Raw genomic sequence first — 18172 nt, 5'->3', positions numbered from 1 at the left:
TCTAAACCTCGCCGTTCATTTTCTTGCGAACAGGAATCCCCGCCGCAAGCATTTCGCCTTTAATTCCTGGCACCGTGTAATCACCAAAGTGCACCATAGAAGCAACCAGAGCCGCATCGGCACTCGTCTTGCGGAACAAATCGACTATGTGAGCCGGAGTTCCCGCACCGCCACTAGCAATCACGGGCACCTGCACCGCTTTTGCAATCATATCCGTAATCGTGAGTTCGTAACCATTTTTCACGCCATCGGTATCAATGGAGTTCAAACAAATTTCGCCCACACCAAGCTCTTCGGCCCGCTTAGCCCATTCAAGAGCGTCAATGCCCATCGCCTGACGGCCACCGCGAATGAACACTTCGTAACCGCTCGGAATCTTGTCCGAAACGCCCACAAATTTCGCATCCATGCCGAGCACAATGCATTGGCGTCCAAAAGCCTTCGCACCTTCGGCAATAATTTCCGGGTGCAACACAGCAAGGCTGTTCACGCTCACCTTCTCGGCGCCAGCGAGGAGAGCCTCATGCATGTCGTCCAAGTTGCGGATACCGCCGCCAACGGCAAACGGAATAAACACACGCTTCGCAATCTGGCGAATCATTTCCATATCACACGGACGATTCTCGGCACTCGCCGTAATATCGTAAAAGACAAGTTCATCGACACCGTCATCGCTGTAACGGGCTCCCATTTCAACCGGATCGCCAATGTCGATATTTCCCTTAAACTTTACACCCTTCGTGACCTTGCGGTTACGGACATCCAAACAGACAATTAAACGTTTCGTGAGCATATTACAGAGGTTAGAGGTTAGACGTGACTCACTACTCAAAACCTATTACAGATTTTTTTCAATCAAGTTCTTCAATGTAGCCTTCGGCACGGCGCCGACAACGTTACCCACTTCGACACCGTTCTTGAACAGTTTCATATTCGGGATATTCGTGATGCCAAAACGTGCACAGATATTCGAAACCCCTTCGTCATCGACATTGATTTTCGCGACAACAGCACGACCGTCAAATTCCTGCGCAAGATCTTCAACGACCGGTCCCATCATCATGCACGGACGGCACCAAGTCGCCCAAAAGTCAACAAATACAAGCTGACCACAAGAAATAACTTCATCAAAAGATTTAGCTGTAAGATTCAAGGCTGCCATAAAACATTCTCCTATTTACAATGGGAAATATAGCATTTTAAGTGGTTAGTGATTAGTGGGTGGTGATTAGGGAGGTAAATTAAAAGTGGTTGGTGGTTAGAGGTTAAGATTTATAATCGCGGCAAAGCCGCCCTGTTTACGGCCTAATGGCCTAACCACTGCATACTAATCACTAAATTCATTCCTGCCTACTAACCACTGTTTACTAACCACTTACTTTTTTTCTCATCTTCGCGCAGTAAATGGGGCCGCAACCATGAGCTTTGTCCGGCAGAATATGAACGCCGAGCTCCGTACGGTCAGCACCCTCCGGCAATTCTTCGATACGAACAAATTCCATCATCTTGCGTTTTTTCAAAATTTTCGCCACCACGGCATCATTTTCAAGCGGCGAAAGCGCGCAAGTCCCGTAAATCAACTCGCCCCCTGGGCGCAGAGCATCTACCGCCGACGCCAAAAGCGACCCCTGTTCCACAGAAAGCCGCTTCACGCGCTTGACCGACCATACTTCAAGATGCGACGGAGAATTGAGCACATGCCTATCCGACGAGCATGGAGCATCGAGCAAAATGCGATCGTAACATTCTTTCTTGTGCATCCCGAACTTCACGCCGTCGTAACCCGTCACGTTGATAATCGAACGCCAGGACTCCGGCAAGGAATTTTCGAGCACATGCTGCAAACGGAGTCTTCTATCCGGGGAACGGTCATTGCACTGGAGCGTCCCCTCCCCTTTGAGCATCGAAGCTATCACAAGCGACTTTCCGCCCGGAGCAGCGCACATGTCGAGCACATCCATCCCAGACTCCACGCCAAGAGCTTTTGCAGCAAATACAGACGCTTCATCCAAAAAATATGGCTCGAGCGATTCCGCAAACTGGAGCTTTGTCGCACAGCCTTCACCCTTCAACGATTCCAAAAGCGACGGCCAGCGCTCCGCGTAAATCTCTTCAAAATAATCGAAAAATTCCATGATGTAAATATAGGTATTAGGTTGTAGGTTACAGGATATAGGAATATTATCTCGTGCTCCGCACGACTATAACAAACGGCGTAGCCGCAAATTCCAACCTAACACCTAATCCCTAACGCCTATTGACCTAAAAATAAAAAACTCTCTGCTCAGGAGTAAGAGCAAAGAGTCTTTAGTTGAGCTACCAGGATTCGAACCTAGACAAACAGAGTCAGAATCTGTTGTGCTACCGTTACACCATAGCTCATCAGTGCGCACCAATTTTAGAAAATAATTTCAATTCCTGCAAGGGGTATTTTGAAAATTATTTTATGGATTGCAAAGTTGGCGGTTCATAAGTTAGCCATTGTTGGGCAAGCGTATCGTTTTTGGGCAATTGCACATGCGTAATGGTCACATAATCATCCATGTCAACACCAGCATCCTGAATCGATTTCACCACCTTCGGGTCGCCAGAATAGAGAACAATGTCGTGCCCACCCGCCGGAAGGTTTTCAATTTTCAGCAAGTTGCAAACCATTTCTCTTACGAAATGGCTAGTGCCCTTCAAGCCAACAACCACGCTGTTCGCCATACAGTTACTGGATTGCGTTGAATCTCGTCCGTCAATGACTACCAGAACTCCGCTCACCAGAACAGACGGTTTGGCAAGCTCGGTCATGCCCACCGAAAGCGTATCCTTGACTTTTTTGAGTTCTGTCGCAAGCACATAGCGGCTGACTCCCGCCAACGTCACCTTTCCGTTCTTGTCCAACATCCGGTATTCCATGCGAAGACTATCATACGGAATCGAATCCGGCACCGGCAAGAACCAACGACCATCACTATCCGTCACCGTCTGTACCACAAACCTGATGGAATCACCATCGATAAAGTTAAAGCCGTACAAGTCCGTAATCATTTCCACCTGTACATTCGAACAAAGTTTTTCATTGCACTTCACAGTGCCAGACAAATACGCAGGCTTTTTCTCTTTCTTTTTGCGTTCCTCTTCCTTAATCAAGGAATCGACTTCCATCGTCGTACTCCAGATAAACGGCCCCTTCGAAAGCGTATCGCCCGATTTTACCTTGCCGTCCATATTCCATGTACGATAAATTAACGAATCCGCAATGCCGGAATCCGTAAGACGAGCCACAATCTGCGGATCGCCCGGACAGAACCCGAACCACCAAGAACCGGCAGGAATCAGCATCGAGAAAGAATCCCCGGCAAACACGCTCTGCGAGAACGGAGTGCCCGGCATAAACACCTCGAAATGAGACCCGACCGCCACAGAAGGTTCGGTCACGTTCTCATAGTAAAGGACACTGCTGAACACCGCAGCCTTCTCCAGCTTGATGCTATCCATCGCACCGGAATTCCTTATAGCACGCGGCTTGTACGATACTTCCTTATGTTCGGCATCAATCACCGCCAGCTGGAACGTATCCACCAGCACAGAATCGAACGAATACACGCCCTGCGAGTCCGTCTTCGTCTGGATATAATCAATCTTCGCGAGAGAATCCCCGGCAACAGGCTCACGAGCAATGCGAACCAAAGCAGAAACAGCAGGCGAACCATCGCTACGAGTTACAATACCCGTAGCAATCGTATTGCCCGTATCCGTAACAGTACCCGCCACGCCTCCATTCTCGCCAGTACAAGCGAGCATGCAAGCACACAGCGCTGAAAACAGCCCTATATAAATCTTATCCAATCTCATCAACACCCTCCTCTGCATCCGTTTCCGGAGGAAGAGCAAGCTTCTCCTTACTCAGCGGGAAGAATTGGATATTCAATTCGCAAACCATGGATTCACCCTCATCAGAACGGACAATATCCACGATTTCCTTGCGGAAGAGGTCAATCTTGCTGATGATGCGTTCCAATCCCTGCGCCGAGACACTCATCGTCATACAAGATACATTTCTGCGTTCGGTGCTGTAGTGATCTAACGCATCTTTGCCCAAGTCAATCATCTGTTTTTGGAACTGATGAACGAAAAGCGGGGCGATTTCACTGCCATTCGTAATTGCCTTGTTTACGGAATGGTAGAATCCATCTTCGCCGAGCTCTATAAGTCCCAAATCGAGGAGGAGCTGGATCGTCTGCTTTGCCTGCGGAAGAGATATTTTCGGATTCAAGAAGAGCGCAAGTTCCTGAATGTTCTTGTCGTTAATCTTCAAGACGGCAAGAGCTTCGCGGGCGACAACGTAATACCACTTGCTGTAATATTCCTGCTGGTTCTTGGTCAAGTTCTTGATAGTACGCGGGAGCAGCGCCGACATCTGGTCGAAAATCTGCTGTTTGGAAGAAGCCGTCGTCGCATGCGTAAAATCGACCATCAAAGCGAAATAGCGGCCTTCCCTTTCGTTAAGACCTAGGGCGGCAATAAACTTCGGGATCATCTGCTGCGTGAGCGACTTGCGACCACGAATCAGGTCCAAATAAAGACCAGACGAGGAATACCCAGCCTTCTTTGCAAAAGACCGGTACGAGAAATACCTCTGCACGGACTTACGATACTCGTAGTAGTCCTGAAGGTACTTTCGATAATTGTAGTAGGCATATACGTTCATCAACAGTAAATCTAATTTTTTTTGAGTTTTTTGGGAACACTTATTTTTTGAAAAATACAGTGTAACGCGGCCTGTTCCTTTTAGAATGTGTGAAAAAGAACACCTTGGGAACACTTTTTATTTTTCAAGTGATACGCTTTCAAAAAAATTTGCTTAATTTAAAGGAACACCCAATCCCATCCCTCGGACTCTCGGTCATGTCCAAGCAAGCTTGGCCGCGACTCTCAACCTACGCATTTGTGCTATTATAGGCCCATCGGGCCATAACGCCAAACACATTTCTGCAACAATGTCCCCCCGGACTTGTTCCGAGGTCGGCTTACACATTTGTGTATTCTCGCAAAAGTTCAAAAGCATCCAGCAGCAGTGTTTATTCAGGCCCTATAAATCTTTCATCTGTGACATTCCGTATAGACCCATCGACTGTGGTTACGGACTCCATGACGGATTCACGCGATGGACAAACTTACAGAACCGTCACCATCGGCACGCAGACCTGGATGGCCCAAAATCTGAACTATGAATCCACTAATAGTTATTGTTATAACGATTCCTCTAAATATTGCGATCAGTACGGTCGTCTTTACACATGGGCAGCAGCAATGGATAGTGCAGGCTCAAGGGACGTGAACGGAAAAGGATGCGGTTTCGAATCGGCTTGTTCACCCAAACACCCTGTACGCGGAGTGTGCCCTGAGGGCTGGCACCTACCAGACTCAACCGAATGGATGACGTTTATCAACTCAGTCGGAAGTGTTGCTTTTGCAGGGAAGTTCATTAAAGCTGGAAATTGGTACATGCAAGGTAGCGACAAGAACTCTTATCACTTTACAGCCCTTCCAAGCGGCAATAGAACCTGTGAAGAAAGAAGCATAAACGAAGGCACTAATGCGTTTATCTGGAGTTCCACCGAGAAAGACAGCAAAATAGATTACAACTTATCATTGTTCTACAGAAGCGATCGGGCGGACTTATCCTCAAGCTACAAGTGTATAGGCATCTCAGTTCGTTGCCTTAAAGACTAGTTTTTCAGCATCATCCTAAGCACGAAGCCCTATGGATCCAGCCACTCAACGTTTCTCAAAATAGGCTTCGCCTTTGGGAATTTTTTATATTTGCACCAAAAATCCAACATGGAGCTAAAAATGTCTTTCGTTCGAGAATTGAAAAACAAGATTTTAAATGAAAGTTACGAAACGACACGAGAGGATGCTATTCAACTTTTGAGCGAAGACCTCGACGAACTCACGCAAGCCGCCGACGAAATCCGCGAAAAGTTCCACGGCGACGACTTTGACTTCTGTTCCATCGTGAACGCCCGCAGCGGTCGCTGTTCCGAAAACTGCAAGTACTGCGCCCAAAGCAGCTACTACCACACCGGCGCTCCCGAATACAAGTTGCTCAGCGCCGACGAAATCGTCGAAGACGCCAAGAAGAAAGAAGCGGCAGGCATTCCGCGTTACTCCATCGTGACCTCGGGCCGCACGCTTTCGAACCGCGATGTAGAACAAATTAGCGAAGCCATCCGCCGTCTGAAAAAAGAAACGAAGCTTTCGGTTTGCCTTTCGGCAGGGCTTTTGAATCGCGAACAGTTCGACAAGCTCAAAGAAGCTGGCCTCACCCGCTTCCACAACAACTTGGAAACCTACCGCCGCCATTTTCCGGACGTTTGCACGACACACACTTACGACGATAAGATTGGCGCACTCCAGAACGCTCTTGCGGCTGGTCTCGAAATCTGCAGCGGCGGCATCATGGGCCTTGGCGAAACAATGGAAGACCGCATCGACATGTGCCTCGACCTTCGCAAGCTTGGCGTCAAATCGACCCCGGTGAACGTGCTGAACGCGATTCCCGGAACGCCCTACGAAAACTTGCCGAAGCTTACGAACGACGAATTCTGCCGCATCGTGGCGATTTACCGATTCATCAACCCGAAGGCGTTCATCCGTCTTGCGGGCGGTCGCGGTGTACTCGGCGACGACGGCAAGCGGGCATTCAAGAGTGGCGCGAATGCCGCCATCACAGACGACATGCTCACCACCGCAGGAGTCAACAGCTGCAAGGATTTCGAACTCGTGAAAGGTCTCGGATTCAAGCCGCACGGATTTTTAGGCTAAAAATTATTCTCCAAAGCCATAATTAATTAAATTATGTCTGATGGCTTTTGGTAATCGCCTTATTATGGGAATTGTTATTGCATGCAGCTTGGGAATGCTCTCAAGCTGTGCTTTTCCTGTACGCCCCGGCTACGACAGAAAGAGCGGCACTTACAAACGATACAGAGTCGCCAAAAAGGCCCCCGCAAAAGTCGATACCACCGCAGTCAATCCGCAAGAAGAATTAGTGATAGAAGAAAAACTTGCAGCCGCCTCGAAGACAGTAAGTTCGAAGGCTACAGATGCAGACTCCATCAATGTCGCAAGCACTAAAAAGACGAACGCCAAAGACACCACATCGCAAGTTTCAAAAAAGCAAACAGCCGTAGCGGCAAGCGATTCGACCGGAAACAAGGAACAGAAAACTTCTGTTGAACAAATCCAAAAGCAAGACAGCACAAAATCCGCGGCCAAAATTGCCGACAGCACAATCACAAAACAACCTGCAAAGAAAGTTGAAGTTGCAACCAAAGTCAAAAAAGAAACGAAGCCCGCAGCAAGGCCTACGAATCTTGAGAAATACGCCAAGGAATGGCTTGGGGCAAAATACGTCTATGGAGCCGCCAGCAAAAAGAAAACAGACTGTTCTGGATACGTGATGCAAGTCTATAAGGGCTTTTACGGAATTTCGCTGGACCATAACGCACAACGTATTTACGATGACGGACGCGGTTATTCCATCAGGCGCACAAAATTGCAAGAAGGCGACCTTGTCTTTTTCGGGAACTTCTGGAAAATCAGCCACGTCGGAATTTACCTGAAAGGCAACCGGTTCATCCATGCAAGTACAAGCGATGGAGTTGTCATCACTTCCATGGACGATAAATACTGGTCTTCCAAATACAAGGGCGCAAGGCGGTTTAAGTAGAAGTTAGGTGTTAGGTTTTAGGGATTAGGGATTAGGTGTTAGGAAAATGTCATGGGTATCGTATCTGCGATAATTACCGTGTATGAAGACTAACAACCAATAACTAATGACTAATGACCATTGACTAATAACCAATGACTATCGACTAATGACCAACCACTAAATTTCATATTCATTTTCCTTCCTACTTCCAAACCATTCCATTCAAATCCACCATCATTCTCTTTCGTCTTTCGACTTTCGTCTCTCATCTTATTTATATTTCTTCTCATGAAAAAGATTGCATTTCAAGGGCGTCGCGGAGCCTACAGTGAAAGTGCCGCATACCATCTCTTCGGGAACAACATCGAAGTGATTCCGATGGATACTTTCGAACAAATTTTTCAGGGCATCGAGACGGGAGCCATTGACGGTGGCGCCATCCCTATCGAAAATTCTACGGCAGGTTCCATTTACGACAACTACGACCTGCTTTTCAAGTGGCGGCACCCGATTGTCGCCGAAGTCAAGTTGCAGATTGAGCATACGCTCTGCGCTTTGCCGGGCGCAAAGCTCGAAGACCTCCGCGAAGTGCTGAGCCACCCGCAGGGGCTTGCGCAGTGCAGCCGCTTTTTCGGGCAGCACCCGGACATCAAAAGCGTCGCGTTCTACGATACCGCAGGAAGTGCCGAAGAAGTCGCAAAACGCGGCGACAAGAAAGTCGGTGCAATAGCAAGCGCTTACGCCGCAAAATTCTACGGTCTCGACATTTTGAAGCAAGGGCTGGAAAACTTTCCAGGCGTGAACTTCACTCGCTTTTACGCCATCCAGAAAACGGCTATCGAGCTGCCGGACTTTACAGACAAAGAGCAAGCATCGGATATCAAGACCACGCTGCTCTTTATGCTGAACGATTCTTCGAGAGCGGGGGCTTTGTACGCAGCACTCGGATGTTTCGCCAAACGCAACTTGAACCTCACGCGAATTGAAAGCCGTCCGCATCCCGACCGTCCGTGGGAATACATTTTCCACCTTTCGTTCGAAGGAAACCCGAAAGACCCGAACGTTGTGGAAGCACTCATGGAACTGCAAGAATATACGGACTTTATTTATAGACTAGGAAGTTTCCACAAAGGCAAAACGGAGAAGCTATCTTATTAGACGAAAGAACGGCTCTGCGAGCCTATAGACGAAAGACAGATTCTGTTCAATAGTTTCTTATTAGGTGGCGAAGCCACGATTTTTCCACTCTCGTCTTTCGTCTATCAGCAAAGCGTTCTTTCGTCTTAACCACCAACCACTAACCACTGTTTACTAACCACTATTTTATCACTATGACCTACACACGTACTGACAGAAAACCTGAAGAATATCGCAACCTCAAGATGACCACGGGCTTTATCTCTAGCGCCGACGGTTCCGTCCTTATTGAAATGGGACGCACCCGCGTCATCTGCAATGCAACGCTCCTCCCGAAAGTCCCGGACTGGCTCGCCGGTCGCGGCACGGGCTGGATTACCGCCGAATACAGCTTGCTCCCGCAGAGCACGGGCAAGCGCGTGGAACGCGAACGCAAAGGCGCAAGCGGTCGCACGCAAGAAATCCAACGCTTGGTGGGCCGTTCGCTGCGCGGTGCAGCCGATCTCGCCGCGCTCGGCGAGAACGCCATCGTCGTCGATTGCGATGTGATCGAAGCCGATGGCGGTACACGAACGGCAAGCATCATCGGCGGCTTTGTCGCCCTCGCCATTGCCGTGAAGAAGATCAAGGAACGCCTCGGCATCACGCAACAGATTTTAAAGCACGGCATCACCGCGATTTCTGTGGGCGTCGTGAGCGGCAACCCGCTTTGCGACCTCTGCTACGTAGAAGATTCCGCCGCCGATGTCGATATGAACGTCGTAATGCAAGACGCGAAGAACTTTATCGAAGTGCAGGGCACCGGCGAACACGCAAGCTTCGACCGCAACATGCTCAACACGCTCCTCGACCTCGGCGAAAATGCCTGCAAGGACATCTACAAGAAGCAAATGGAATTGATTGGCGGCGAACTGCCGTAGAATCAAGACAAATAATCTTATAAAAAAAGGGGCTTTTGCCCCCTTTTCTATTTGACTCTAATTTTTTGCGTTTTTAGGATGCGACCATTCATGTTGAGCGTCGCAACAACAAATGATTTTCCACGCAATTTATTCAATTGAATTACGCAAATTTCATCTTTAAACGATCGAGTCATTAAAAGAGTACCATTTGCATCGAACAGATTCAAAGTCTTACGGCCTTCAATGTTTGCTGAGACCTTCAAGATTCCATCCTCAACCAAGAACCGAGTCGCAGTAGCAACGTTCGTATTCATTAAATTCTGGAAAGCTTCGCTTGAAGAACTCATTCCCGGATTAATGAACGAAGAATTGCTCGAAGAAATCTTGTGATGCGACGAACTGGAGAACGGCGGCCATGCAATTGAAGATGATGACCTTGCCGTAGAACTACTAAGAACGATCATCGAAGATGACGAGACTATTACGCTTGACGACGAAGCAACGCTAGACGACGAAGCCTTTCTACTTGACGAAGATGCAACGCTAGATGATGATTTTACGCTAGAAGACGAAACGACAGCCCTACTTGAAGAAGACGGCAAATCCGGAGCGACACGGCTTCCGCGAGTCTTGAATGTCATGCTGTCGCCAACAATTTGCATGTCATAAAGTTCGATTCCAAGGCTGTCACCATTCCATGTCACAAACCCATTGAAACTGTTGACAATTCTTGTCTGGAAAGCACCGTCCCTGACGGTTGCCGGGAACGCATCGTTTGCAATGGAATAACCATCCGCTTTGCCGTCAGCTTCGATCAAATCCACTCGCATAGGGTCTGCGACATTGACTTCGTTGTATGCCCACGCTCTTTTATCATAATTTATATGCCAAATAAGCATCCCTTTATTCGGTAGGCCGACATCAAAATCTTCTTTCAAGCGAAAATCGATAAAGTAATATTCATTATCATTTGTCGAAGTCAGCACAAGTCCATCATTTTCTTGAACAGGCCTTAGAACAAATGTGGTGTCCGAAATTTCCAAACGTCTCGGTTCAAGCCAGCCTAAACTGAAACGCTCAAATGCAGACAAGTTTGCAGGCGAGCAAGAAGTGGATAGATATTTGTTCTGCGGACAGTTGTAAGAACCTGCATCCATCAAATCCCATTGGCCCGGCGTAAAACGGACTTTCGTACGCGAGTCATTGACATTCACGTCATAATGGTCCTGAAGCCCTAGCACATGGCAAAATTCATGACAGAAAGTACCTATACCATTCAATGCATCCGTTGTTTTGCGGTACATATAAGCTTGACCGTCAAGTTCTGGAGAACATGCATAACGGCTCATGGACATGTTTCGGGTCAGACGCTTCGGAATGTTGTATGAATGAGGCCAAATGGCCGTTTGCACATCAGTGTCTGCCGAACCGACACCCGCATAAATCATATAGACAAAGTCAACTATTCTGTCATTGTCGCTGTCGTAGGGAGTAAAATCCATACCCTGAGCGACCAACGAATCCATAGCTTCGCTGACGGCATTGACCGCTCCTGCCGCAATGTTGTTCGGATCAATTGCGGAACCATATTCATCACGAGTCTTTTTTAACGTTATCGGACCTGCAACGTCAAAGGTGGGGCGATACTTTCCCATGGAATTGCTGATAAAGAAATCCCTAACACTTCCGCTCATAAAATAATTGGAATAGCCTTCTTTATTGAGGTAATCCGAATATTCTTCTGTGGCGTTATCTCGCTTAAATTTTACATCGCTAAACTGCACTAGGATGACAAGCCCGCGGACGTCTCCTTCTTTTTTCACGGAATTCAATGCCGGACGGGTTGGCGTATTGGTATTTTTAGTTTGCGTCGTTCCACCGCCCCAAGCATTTGCCTTCATGGGTTGCGAAGAGGTTTCTTGTTCCCGTTGTTCTTGGAGCCTTTTTAGGCCTTTTTCGCGAAATTTTTCAAGAATTTGGCGGGAATCGCGATTTCGCAAGAATTTTCTCTCTTTTTCGCTACGCTTGGACTTGTTGTGAACTCTTATACCGGTTTTCTTGCCATGTTCATCGGCATAGTTCCAGTATCCGCTCGAATCGCGAACAACAAGAATACTATCTTCACCTGTAATTGTATAGTTGAAGTGTTCGTTTCCTATCTTTCGAATTTGCACCACGGAACCATCGGGTTGCGTAGAATTAATTGGAAAGGGTGTTGCAGGAATGGCCCACGCCGAAACGGAACCGATTAGTGAACTGGTTATGAAGAATTTCCACAAACTCATGTTATAAACATATATTTCTATATGGAAATTCCCCATAAAAAAAGATTTTTTTTACAAGTTTTTGTTGACAGAACGCCAACATAAAGTAATAACGGCGTAAAATGTACCTGAAAATTTACATTTTAGACAAGGCGAGGAGCACCGCACCCGCTAAAATGACCGAAGTCGCAATGGCGAGCTTGATCCGTTCGGGTTTAGTCGGGTATTCGTGGAATACGACAACGCCCCAAAGCAGGTTCACGAGCAAATTGAGCTGCGTAAGCGGGTAGCCCACAGCGTATCCCAAGGCGCCTTTTGTGTCTATGGCCCAAAAACAGCCATGCTGCCCAATTACCCATAGGACCCCCATAAACATGGACGCCAGCGAGGGGGCAAGGCCATATTCGAAAAATGCGCGGCGTTTGATGCTCAAAATGGCAACTAAAAGTTCTGCAGCAACGAAAATGCCTAGCGTAAAGGAACTCATAAATTCGAGTATAGGGACTTCGGCAAACTTATACGGAATGAGGAAAAGGCCGAAAATAAGACCGCCCAAAAGGGAACGCCAGTTTCTAAAGATGTTGCCCTGAGGAGGCGCGAGGCGACTCAGTCCGAAAAGCAAAAGGAAAATTGCCGGAATCGAAAAGTAAAGTACAGTCGATTCCGAAAAAATGAGCACGCCCGTTACAAAAGAAGCGAGGATGCTTACGCCCATCGAGCGGACCCCGGCCCCCGTCAAGTCCTGTTCGACCTTGACCGCCCAAAAGCAGAACGCTCCTGCGCAAACCCAAAGGAACCCGCAAAGGATGCCGACCGGCAAAACGCAGAAAGTGTCCGTCGCAAACGAAATGCAAAGTTGCCCGAGGAACATGCCCAAGGCCATGCAGGAGAGGTATGCCCACGATGTAAATTTGGACCACGCCTTGAGCGGAACCATGTACGTGCCAAATGCGAAAATGGCGAGAATGACGCCGATGTAGCTATTTCCCAATGCAGAACCCCGCAAAAATCTTTTGTAAAACATCTTCGGACGAAATTTCGCCCGTTATACTTTGGAGTGCCCGCCGCACCAGCTGCATTTCGAACGCTATCAGTTCTACCGCCGGATTCGTGCGGATGAGCGAAAGCGTGCGGTCGATGCCAGCAAGCGCCTCTTCGAGGCAAGTCTTTTCGCGTTCGCTCGTAATCCAAATGTCTTCGGAATCGTCGCGGTTCGCGAACAGGCGGGCGTTCATCACTTCCATGAGCGCGTCCAGCCCTTCGCCCGTCTTCGAGGACACACGAAGACCCCCGCCCTGCCAAGACACGCCCAAATCCGACTTCGAAATGACGACAAAGTCTGGCGTATAGCCACCCTGGAACGCAGTGATAGGGTCCATGCTCTTAGATTCCATCGGTCGGTCTGCGCCTCCCTCCAAAATGACATTGCGGTCGCAACTCTCGTCTCTCGTCTTTGGATTATCGCTTCGCTCTAATCCCAAATGCTGAGCTCGGTCATATCCATGCAAGCATGGCTGCGACGCTCGCTCTTCGCATTTGTCGTCTACCCCCCCATCCACGACGAGGATTTTCATGTCGGCTTCGGCGAGGATTTCGCGGCTTTTTTCCATGCTGAGCGCATCAAGAGCGTCGGTTGCCTTGTCCGCAATGCCTGCGGTATCGACGAGGCGAATTTCGCCCCCTGCGAGGAACAAGCGGACTTCGACAAAATCGCGAGTCGTCCCAGGAATATTGCTCACGAGAATCCGGTCTTCGCCGAGGAGCGCGTTTACGAGACTGGACTTGCCCGCGTTCGGGGCGCCATACAGAACCACGAGCGGCAAGCGACGCACGGCGGCACTCCCCTTGAAACTCTTCAAAATGGATTCTACACTTTCGCGGATCGCTCCAATCTTCGTGCCCCAAGTCGCGTAATCCGGATCGGCTTCTTCTTCGGCGAAATCGACATCGAGTTCGAGGCGCGCCGAAATGTCCATGACTTGCTCCGTGAGCGTCTTGACCTTTTTGGAAAGGGCTCCGCCCAAAAGACGGTGGGCGTTCTTGAGTTCCGCGCGGTTCGCGCTGTGAATCACGTCGGCGACCGATTCCGCTTGCACCAAGTCCATGCGTCCGTTCAGAAACGCACGGCGCGTGTATTCGCCGGGTTCGGCCAAACGAACACCTTCCACGCTTTTGATGACTTGCAAAAGTTCGCGGACGATAATCGGGTTTCCGTGCGGGTAAAGCTCCAGAACGTCTTCGCCCGTGTATGAATTCGGAGCTTCAAAGAAAATGTACAGGAGGCTGTCGATGACTTGGGCTGTCGCACGGTCACTGCCCACCATCGTGCGGTAATCTCTTGCGGTCGCAAGCTTTGCTTCGCGAGCCTTCAAGTTCTTGAAAGCAGATTCTCCAAACAGCAGGCGTATGACTTCACGCACTTTAGAACCGCTTACGCGGAGAGCTGCAACGGCACTCACGCCGGCAGGCGTCATCGGGGCTACAATCGTTTGGGAATCCATGAGCAGAAAGATAGTAATTAGCGGTTAGTCATTGGTCATTATTCATTGGTCATTAGAGAATAATCGCAGTTGGCTGCAGTAACATTGGCCATAGTTCACAGTCCATCGCATAAGGCTCAGTGTGCGGTTAATTACAGACAGAAAATAATAACATTGTGCTAAGGAGATGTTTTTCTAAATTCCTTAGAACTAACCATTACACCCTGAAGAAAAAATGAGCAAATTTAAAATCATCTCCCGACCCATTGGCACTGTCGAGTGTCATGTTTTGCAGCGCGATGACGGCGCTGAGTTCGAAATTTTAAGCGGATACGGTGCAGGCCTTAACGCTTGGCGTGTTCCCGACAGCAAAACAGGCGAGCTTGCCGACCTTCTTTTTGGCTACCGCGAAGGCGATGACATCTTCAAAATCGGGCCCGATACAAACGCCGGTTGCCGCCTCGCCCCGTTCCCGGGTCGCGTGGCCTATGCCAAATTCAACTGGAACGGCAACGATTACCAGCTCGTGAATAACGTGAGCTGGGCACCGCACGCTCTCCACGGCTTTTTGCAGAACAAGGAATGGAAACTCCTCAGCTTCGAAAGTGACCGCGACGAGTGCACCGCGACTTTCGGCATTGATTGGCCGGGCGCCTTTGTCGGGTTCCCGTTCCCTTTCCGCGCCGTGACGAAAATCACGTTCACAGGCGAAAGCTACAGCGTCGAATCAACGGTCACGAACATCGGCAATAGCGACCTTCCGTACTCCGAAGGTTGGCACCCTTACTATACACTGGGCGAAAAAATCAACAATCTCACCATGACACTCCCCGAAACGAACCTCGCGCTTCTCGACAAGGCGGACATCCCGACGGGTGAATTCAAGCCGGATACACGTTTTGTAGAAGGCCGCCTCATCGGTGACGAATTCATCAACGATTGCTTTTGCTTGAACCAGGGCGAATCGTCTCTCGTCTTTAAAAATGCGGATAATTTTGAGAACATTGTAGCTATCGCGAAACTCCAGAACAGCGCTAAAAAACTCCTCATTTGGCAGACGGCTGGCAAAGAACAATATAACGCCATCCAGATTTACACGCCGCCTAACCGCATGAGCATCGCCATCGAGCCGATGACCGCAGAACCCGATGCTTTAAACCATCATCGCGATTTGATTGTCATTAAGCCGAGCGAATCCAGAACGTTCTATTTTGGTGCGGTCGTTCGCAAAAACGTGTAAATTTAGTCCAAAATCACCCTTAAACATATTTTTTTCTCTCAAGCAAAAATGTTGTTGCATTTTTGCTTTTTTCAATATATTTTTGAGAACACAGAATAAGGAGTGAACATGGATTTCAAAAAATTTTTCTTAGCTTGTGGCTTGTCCGCTGCATGTTCCGCTTTTGCGGTTCAGTACGAAGCCGAAGCCGCATCCCTTTCGGGCGATGCCGCTTTAGGCACAAGTGATGCCGCTTCTGGCGGCAAGTACGTCAAGATGAACGGCGGAAACATCACATTTTCGAAGGTTTCCGTTGAAAAAGCGGGAAAATATACCGTTGTCATCCATTACATGAACAATTACGGTGGCTCTAAAATCAACAACGTCGAAGTCGGCGGAGCCTCCTCTGCTGTTACCTTTGACGTGACAGACAAGGGCAAATTCGTCGATGTCGAAACCGTTCTCAATTTCGCCGCTGGTGAGAACACGGTCGCTATTACCAATAGCTGGGGCTGGATTGATGTTGATTACATCGAAATCAAGGGTTACGAAGCCAAATCGTTCAATCTCTGCAACGCTCCGGTGACAAAGACCGCCACTCCGTCCGCCATCAAGCTCTACAACTTCCTCGTCAACAACTTCGGCAAAAAGACTGTTTCCGGCGTGATGACCGGCAACATGGACGCATACACTAAGGGCGATTTCACCAAGCACGAAGATGTTCAAGCTGTGTTCCAAAAATCGGGCAAGTACCCGGCACTCGTCGGTGTTGATTTGATGAACGCCACCGGCGGCAACAAGAACGACGGCTGGTTCCAAGAATATACGGAAAAAGTCATCGACATTGCCAAAACGACATGGAAAAAAGGCGGCATTCCTGCAATTACATGGCACTGGCGCCCCGGTGAAGAAGAAGAATTTTACGTGAAGGGCGAACGCGAAAAATACACCGAATTCGACTTTACCGAAGCTTTTGTCACCGGCACGACCACTTGGGATACTTTATCCACAGCTTATAAAGCGATTGTCGGCGATATCGACATCGTTTCAAAAATCTTCCTTGATTTGCAAAAAGAAGGCATTGCAGCAATCTTCCGTCCGTTGCATGAATCCGGCGGAAAATGGTTCTGGTGGAGCACGCACACCGGCAAGCAATTCGCCGCCCTCTACCAGTTGCTCTACGAACGCATGGTATTCACAAACGGTGTGAACAATCTCATTTGGGACTTCAACCCGAAGGATGCCGCCACGATGTCTTGGACTCCGGGCGAAACGTATTATGATGTTGTGAGCGTTGACATTTATAATAACGCAAATGACAACCAGAGCAACAGCGCCGCATTCATCGACCTCACGAACAAAGCCGGCACAAACAAGATTATTTCGCTCAGTGAAAACGGCCCAATTCCTGACGTCGAGAAGATGTACGAAGATGGAGCCACGTGGAGCTGGTGGATGCCGTGGTACGAATCATGGTCCGGGGGTTACGTGAGCCAGACTGCGGCTGGCGTATGGCAAAAGAACCTCGCTGACGAACGCATTGTCACGCTCGACAAGATGCCCGGCTGGGATAGCTACAACGAGGCTGCCGCAGCGACAAACGTGTGCCCGACATCGACCGCAAACGCGAAGTTCGGTGCCGACACCGCCAAGGCAAATTCCGAAAACGTGGACCTCCTCATGGGCGTGACATTCAAGGCGTTTAACGACAGCGGCGCCAACATCGAATACAGAAAAATTCCAGATTTGACGGGTGCAAAAAGCATCGCCGTTACCATCGAAAACAAAGGCTCCGGCGGAGTCAATGACGGCATCTGGGTGGGTCTTGCCTTTGTACGCGACGGTTCCAAGGACAAGGCTTGGACCTGGGAACAGTCGGCTTCGGATGGTTGCTGGCTCAATGACGGGACTAAGGCCACCTGCGAATTCGACATCACGACATACACGGATGCTGACGGTAACGAAAAGCCAATGGATTTGAATAACATGTTCTCTGTGACGTTGGTTGTAGGCGGAGCCGCAGGGTTCAACGGCCTTGTGCTCTTCGACAACATGGTTACGGACAACGGTATTGTCATTAACGGATTCAACAAGAAAACAGAACTCTTTACCGCAGCCGAACAAAGCGTCGGTCATGTCACGAGTATTGAGCTTTATAACAAAGATGGCACGCCAGTAAATACATCTGCAATCAAGTCGGTCGCAGCAAAGAAGGCTGGCATGAGCGTCAAGAACGGCAACGTTTCGCTCACGGCAAACACCTCCGGCTTTGCAAGCGTCGATGTATTTAACATGAACGGCAAGCGAGTCGCAACGCTCTACCGTGGCAACCTCAGCGCAGGCGAACATTCGTTCAGCCTCCAGAACGTCGCCAAGGGTCAGTACATTGTCCGAGTGAAGGGAGTCGGAATCACTGCGTCTAAGCAAATTTTTAACAAGTAGATCATAACACAAAAAGCAAA

Annotated in this window: 15 protein-coding genes and 1 tRNA gene; 7 read left to right on the top strand and 9 right to left on the bottom strand. The window is 49.0% G+C overall.

The window, feature by feature from the left end:
- Position 1: 1 nt before the first annotated feature.
- The 6 genes from hisF to IKG78_RS01645 form a co-directional block, all read right to left on the bottom strand.
- Positions 2-793, bottom strand: a complete 792-nt coding sequence (hisF, locus tag IKG78_RS01670) for an imidazole glycerol phosphate synthase subunit HisF (RefSeq protein ID WP_290938485.1) — start codon at positions 791-793, stop codon at positions 2-4.
- Between the two features lie 45 nt (positions 794-838).
- Positions 839-1162, bottom strand: a complete 324-nt coding sequence (gene trxA / locus IKG78_RS01665; RefSeq protein ID WP_290938483.1) for a thioredoxin — start codon at positions 1160-1162, stop codon at positions 839-841.
- Positions 1163-1367: 205 nt separating this feature from the next.
- Positions 1368-2135 (bottom strand): RsmB/NOP family class I SAM-dependent RNA methyltransferase, encoded by a 768-nt coding sequence (locus IKG78_RS01660; RefSeq protein ID WP_290938481.1) that lies wholly within the window; start codon positions 2133-2135, stop codon positions 1368-1370.
- Positions 2136-2311: 176 nt separating this feature from the next.
- Positions 2312-2382: transfer RNA gene (locus tag IKG78_RS01655), tRNA-Gln, on the bottom strand.
- 57 nt (positions 2383-2439) lie between these two features.
- Complete coding sequence (locus IKG78_RS01650; protein ID WP_290938479.1) at positions 2440-3843, bottom strand: carboxypeptidase-like regulatory domain-containing protein; 1404 nt, start codon at positions 3841-3843, stop codon at positions 2440-2442.
- Entirely contained in the window at positions 3830-4699 is an 870-nt protein-coding gene (locus IKG78_RS01645) for a TIGR02147 family protein (protein ID WP_290938477.1), read from the bottom strand. Before IKG78_RS01645 ends, IKG78_RS01650 begins: the two co-directional genes overlap by 14 nt.
- A gap of 329 nt (positions 4700-5028) precedes the next feature.
- Here IKG78_RS01645 and IKG78_RS01640 point away from each other — a divergent pair, with 329 nt between their 5' ends.
- The 5 genes from IKG78_RS01640 to rph all read left to right on the top strand — a co-directional run bounded on the left by IKG78_RS01640 (position 5029) and on the right by rph (position 9765).
- The gene (locus IKG78_RS01640) at positions 5029-5724 is read left to right on the top strand and encodes a fibrobacter succinogenes major paralogous domain-containing protein (RefSeq protein ID WP_290938475.1); all 696 of its coding nucleotides are present in this window, start codon (positions 5029-5031) and stop codon (positions 5722-5724) included.
- A 120-nt stretch (positions 5725-5844) separates the two neighbouring features.
- Positions 5845-6819 (top strand): biotin synthase BioB, encoded by a 975-nt coding sequence (gene bioB, locus IKG78_RS01635; RefSeq protein WP_290938473.1) that lies wholly within the window; start codon positions 5845-5847, stop codon positions 6817-6819.
- Positions 6820-6859: 40 nt separating this feature from the next.
- Positions 6860-7726: a C40 family peptidase gene (locus IKG78_RS01630; protein WP_290938471.1), complete on the top strand. Its 867-nt coding sequence runs from the start codon at positions 6860-6862 to the stop codon at positions 7724-7726.
- Between the two features lie 270 nt (positions 7727-7996).
- Positions 7997-8866, top strand: coding sequence for a prephenate dehydratase (locus IKG78_RS01625; RefSeq protein ID WP_290938469.1), 870 nt, complete (start codon positions 7997-7999; stop codon positions 8864-8866).
- Between the two features lie 173 nt (positions 8867-9039).
- On the top strand, positions 9040-9765 hold the full coding sequence (gene rph, locus IKG78_RS01620) for a ribonuclease PH (protein ID WP_290938468.1): 726 nt from the start codon (positions 9040-9042) through the stop codon (positions 9763-9765).
- A gap of 47 nt (positions 9766-9812) precedes the next feature.
- On the opposite strand, the gene IKG78_RS01615 is transcribed toward rph, so the two are convergent.
- From IKG78_RS01615 to IKG78_RS01605, 3 genes are all read right to left on the bottom strand, one after another.
- Positions 9813-12032, bottom strand: a complete 2220-nt coding sequence (locus tag IKG78_RS01615; RefSeq protein WP_290938466.1) for a M6 family metalloprotease domain-containing protein — start codon at positions 12030-12032, stop codon at positions 9813-9815.
- A gap of 115 nt (positions 12033-12147) precedes the next feature.
- On the bottom strand, positions 12148-13002 hold the full coding sequence (locus IKG78_RS01610) for a GRP family sugar transporter (RefSeq protein ID WP_290938464.1): 855 nt from the start codon (positions 13000-13002) through the stop codon (positions 12148-12150).
- Positions 12992-14512, bottom strand: coding sequence for a tRNA modification GTPase (locus IKG78_RS01605; protein ID WP_290938462.1), 1521 nt, complete (start codon positions 14510-14512; stop codon positions 12992-12994). The genes IKG78_RS01610 and IKG78_RS01605 overlap by 11 nt, the downstream gene beginning before the upstream one ends.
- 214 nt (positions 14513-14726) lie before the next feature.
- Here IKG78_RS01605 and IKG78_RS01600 point away from each other — a divergent pair, with 214 nt between their 5' ends.
- Positions 14727-15731 (top strand): aldose 1-epimerase, encoded by a 1005-nt coding sequence (locus tag IKG78_RS01600; RefSeq protein WP_290938460.1) that lies wholly within the window; start codon positions 14727-14729, stop codon positions 15729-15731.
- A gap of 108 nt (positions 15732-15839) precedes the next feature.
- Positions 15840-18152 (top strand): glycosyl hydrolase, encoded by a 2313-nt coding sequence (locus IKG78_RS01595; RefSeq protein WP_290938458.1) that lies wholly within the window; start codon positions 15840-15842, stop codon positions 18150-18152.
- Positions 18153-18172: the final 20 nt, after the last annotated feature.

The sequence above is a fragment of the Fibrobacter sp. genome (assembly GCF_017545445.1).
GTDB lineage: Bacteria > Fibrobacterota > Fibrobacteria > Fibrobacterales > Fibrobacteraceae > Fibrobacter.
Note: the sequence above shows the minus strand (reverse complement) of the source record. Positions and strands in the feature narration are given on the sequence as shown.

What these genes read in the sequence shown, in the direction of transcription:
- IKG78_RS01660 (WP_290938481.1), bottom strand. Translation starts at nt 2,135, where the DNA reads ATGGAATTTTTCGATTATTTTGAAGAGATTTACGCGGAGCGCTGGCCG.
- trxA (WP_290938483.1), bottom strand. Translation starts at nt 1,162, where the DNA reads ATGGCAGCCTTGAATCTTACAGCTAAATCTTTTGATGAAGTTATTTCT.
- IKG78_RS01605 (WP_290938462.1), bottom strand. Translation starts at nt 14,512, where the DNA reads ATGGATTCCCAAACGATTGTAGCCCCGATGACGCCTGCCGGCGTGAGT.
- IKG78_RS01630 (WP_290938471.1), top strand. Translation starts at nt 6,860, where the DNA reads ATGGCTTTTGGTAATCGCCTTATTATGGGAATTGTTATTGCATGCAGC.
- IKG78_RS01600 (WP_290938460.1), top strand. Translation starts at nt 14,727, where the DNA reads ATGAGCAAATTTAAAATCATCTCCCGACCCATTGGCACTGTCGAGTGT.
- IKG78_RS01615 (WP_290938466.1), bottom strand. Translation starts at nt 12,032, where the DNA reads ATGAGTTTGTGGAAATTCTTCATAACCAGTTCACTAATCGGTTCCGTT.
- bioB (WP_290938473.1), top strand. Translation starts at nt 5,845, where the DNA reads ATGTCTTTCGTTCGAGAATTGAAAAACAAGATTTTAAATGAAAGTTAC.
- hisF (WP_290938485.1), bottom strand. Translation starts at nt 793, where the DNA reads ATGCTCACGAAACGTTTAATTGTCTGTTTGGATGTCCGTAACCGCAAG.
- IKG78_RS01595 (WP_290938458.1), top strand. Translation starts at nt 15,840, where the DNA reads ATGGATTTCAAAAAATTTTTCTTAGCTTGTGGCTTGTCCGCTGCATGT.
- rph (WP_290938468.1), top strand. Translation starts at nt 9,040, where the DNA reads ATGACCTACACACGTACTGACAGAAAACCTGAAGAATATCGCAACCTC.
- IKG78_RS01650 (WP_290938479.1), bottom strand. Translation starts at nt 3,843, where the DNA reads ATGAGATTGGATAAGATTTATATAGGGCTGTTTTCAGCGCTGTGTGCT.
- IKG78_RS01645 (WP_290938477.1), bottom strand. Translation starts at nt 4,699, where the DNA reads ATGAACGTATATGCCTACTACAATTATCGAAAGTACCTTCAGGACTAC.
- IKG78_RS01625 (WP_290938469.1), top strand. Translation starts at nt 7,997, where the DNA reads ATGAAAAAGATTGCATTTCAAGGGCGTCGCGGAGCCTACAGTGAAAGT.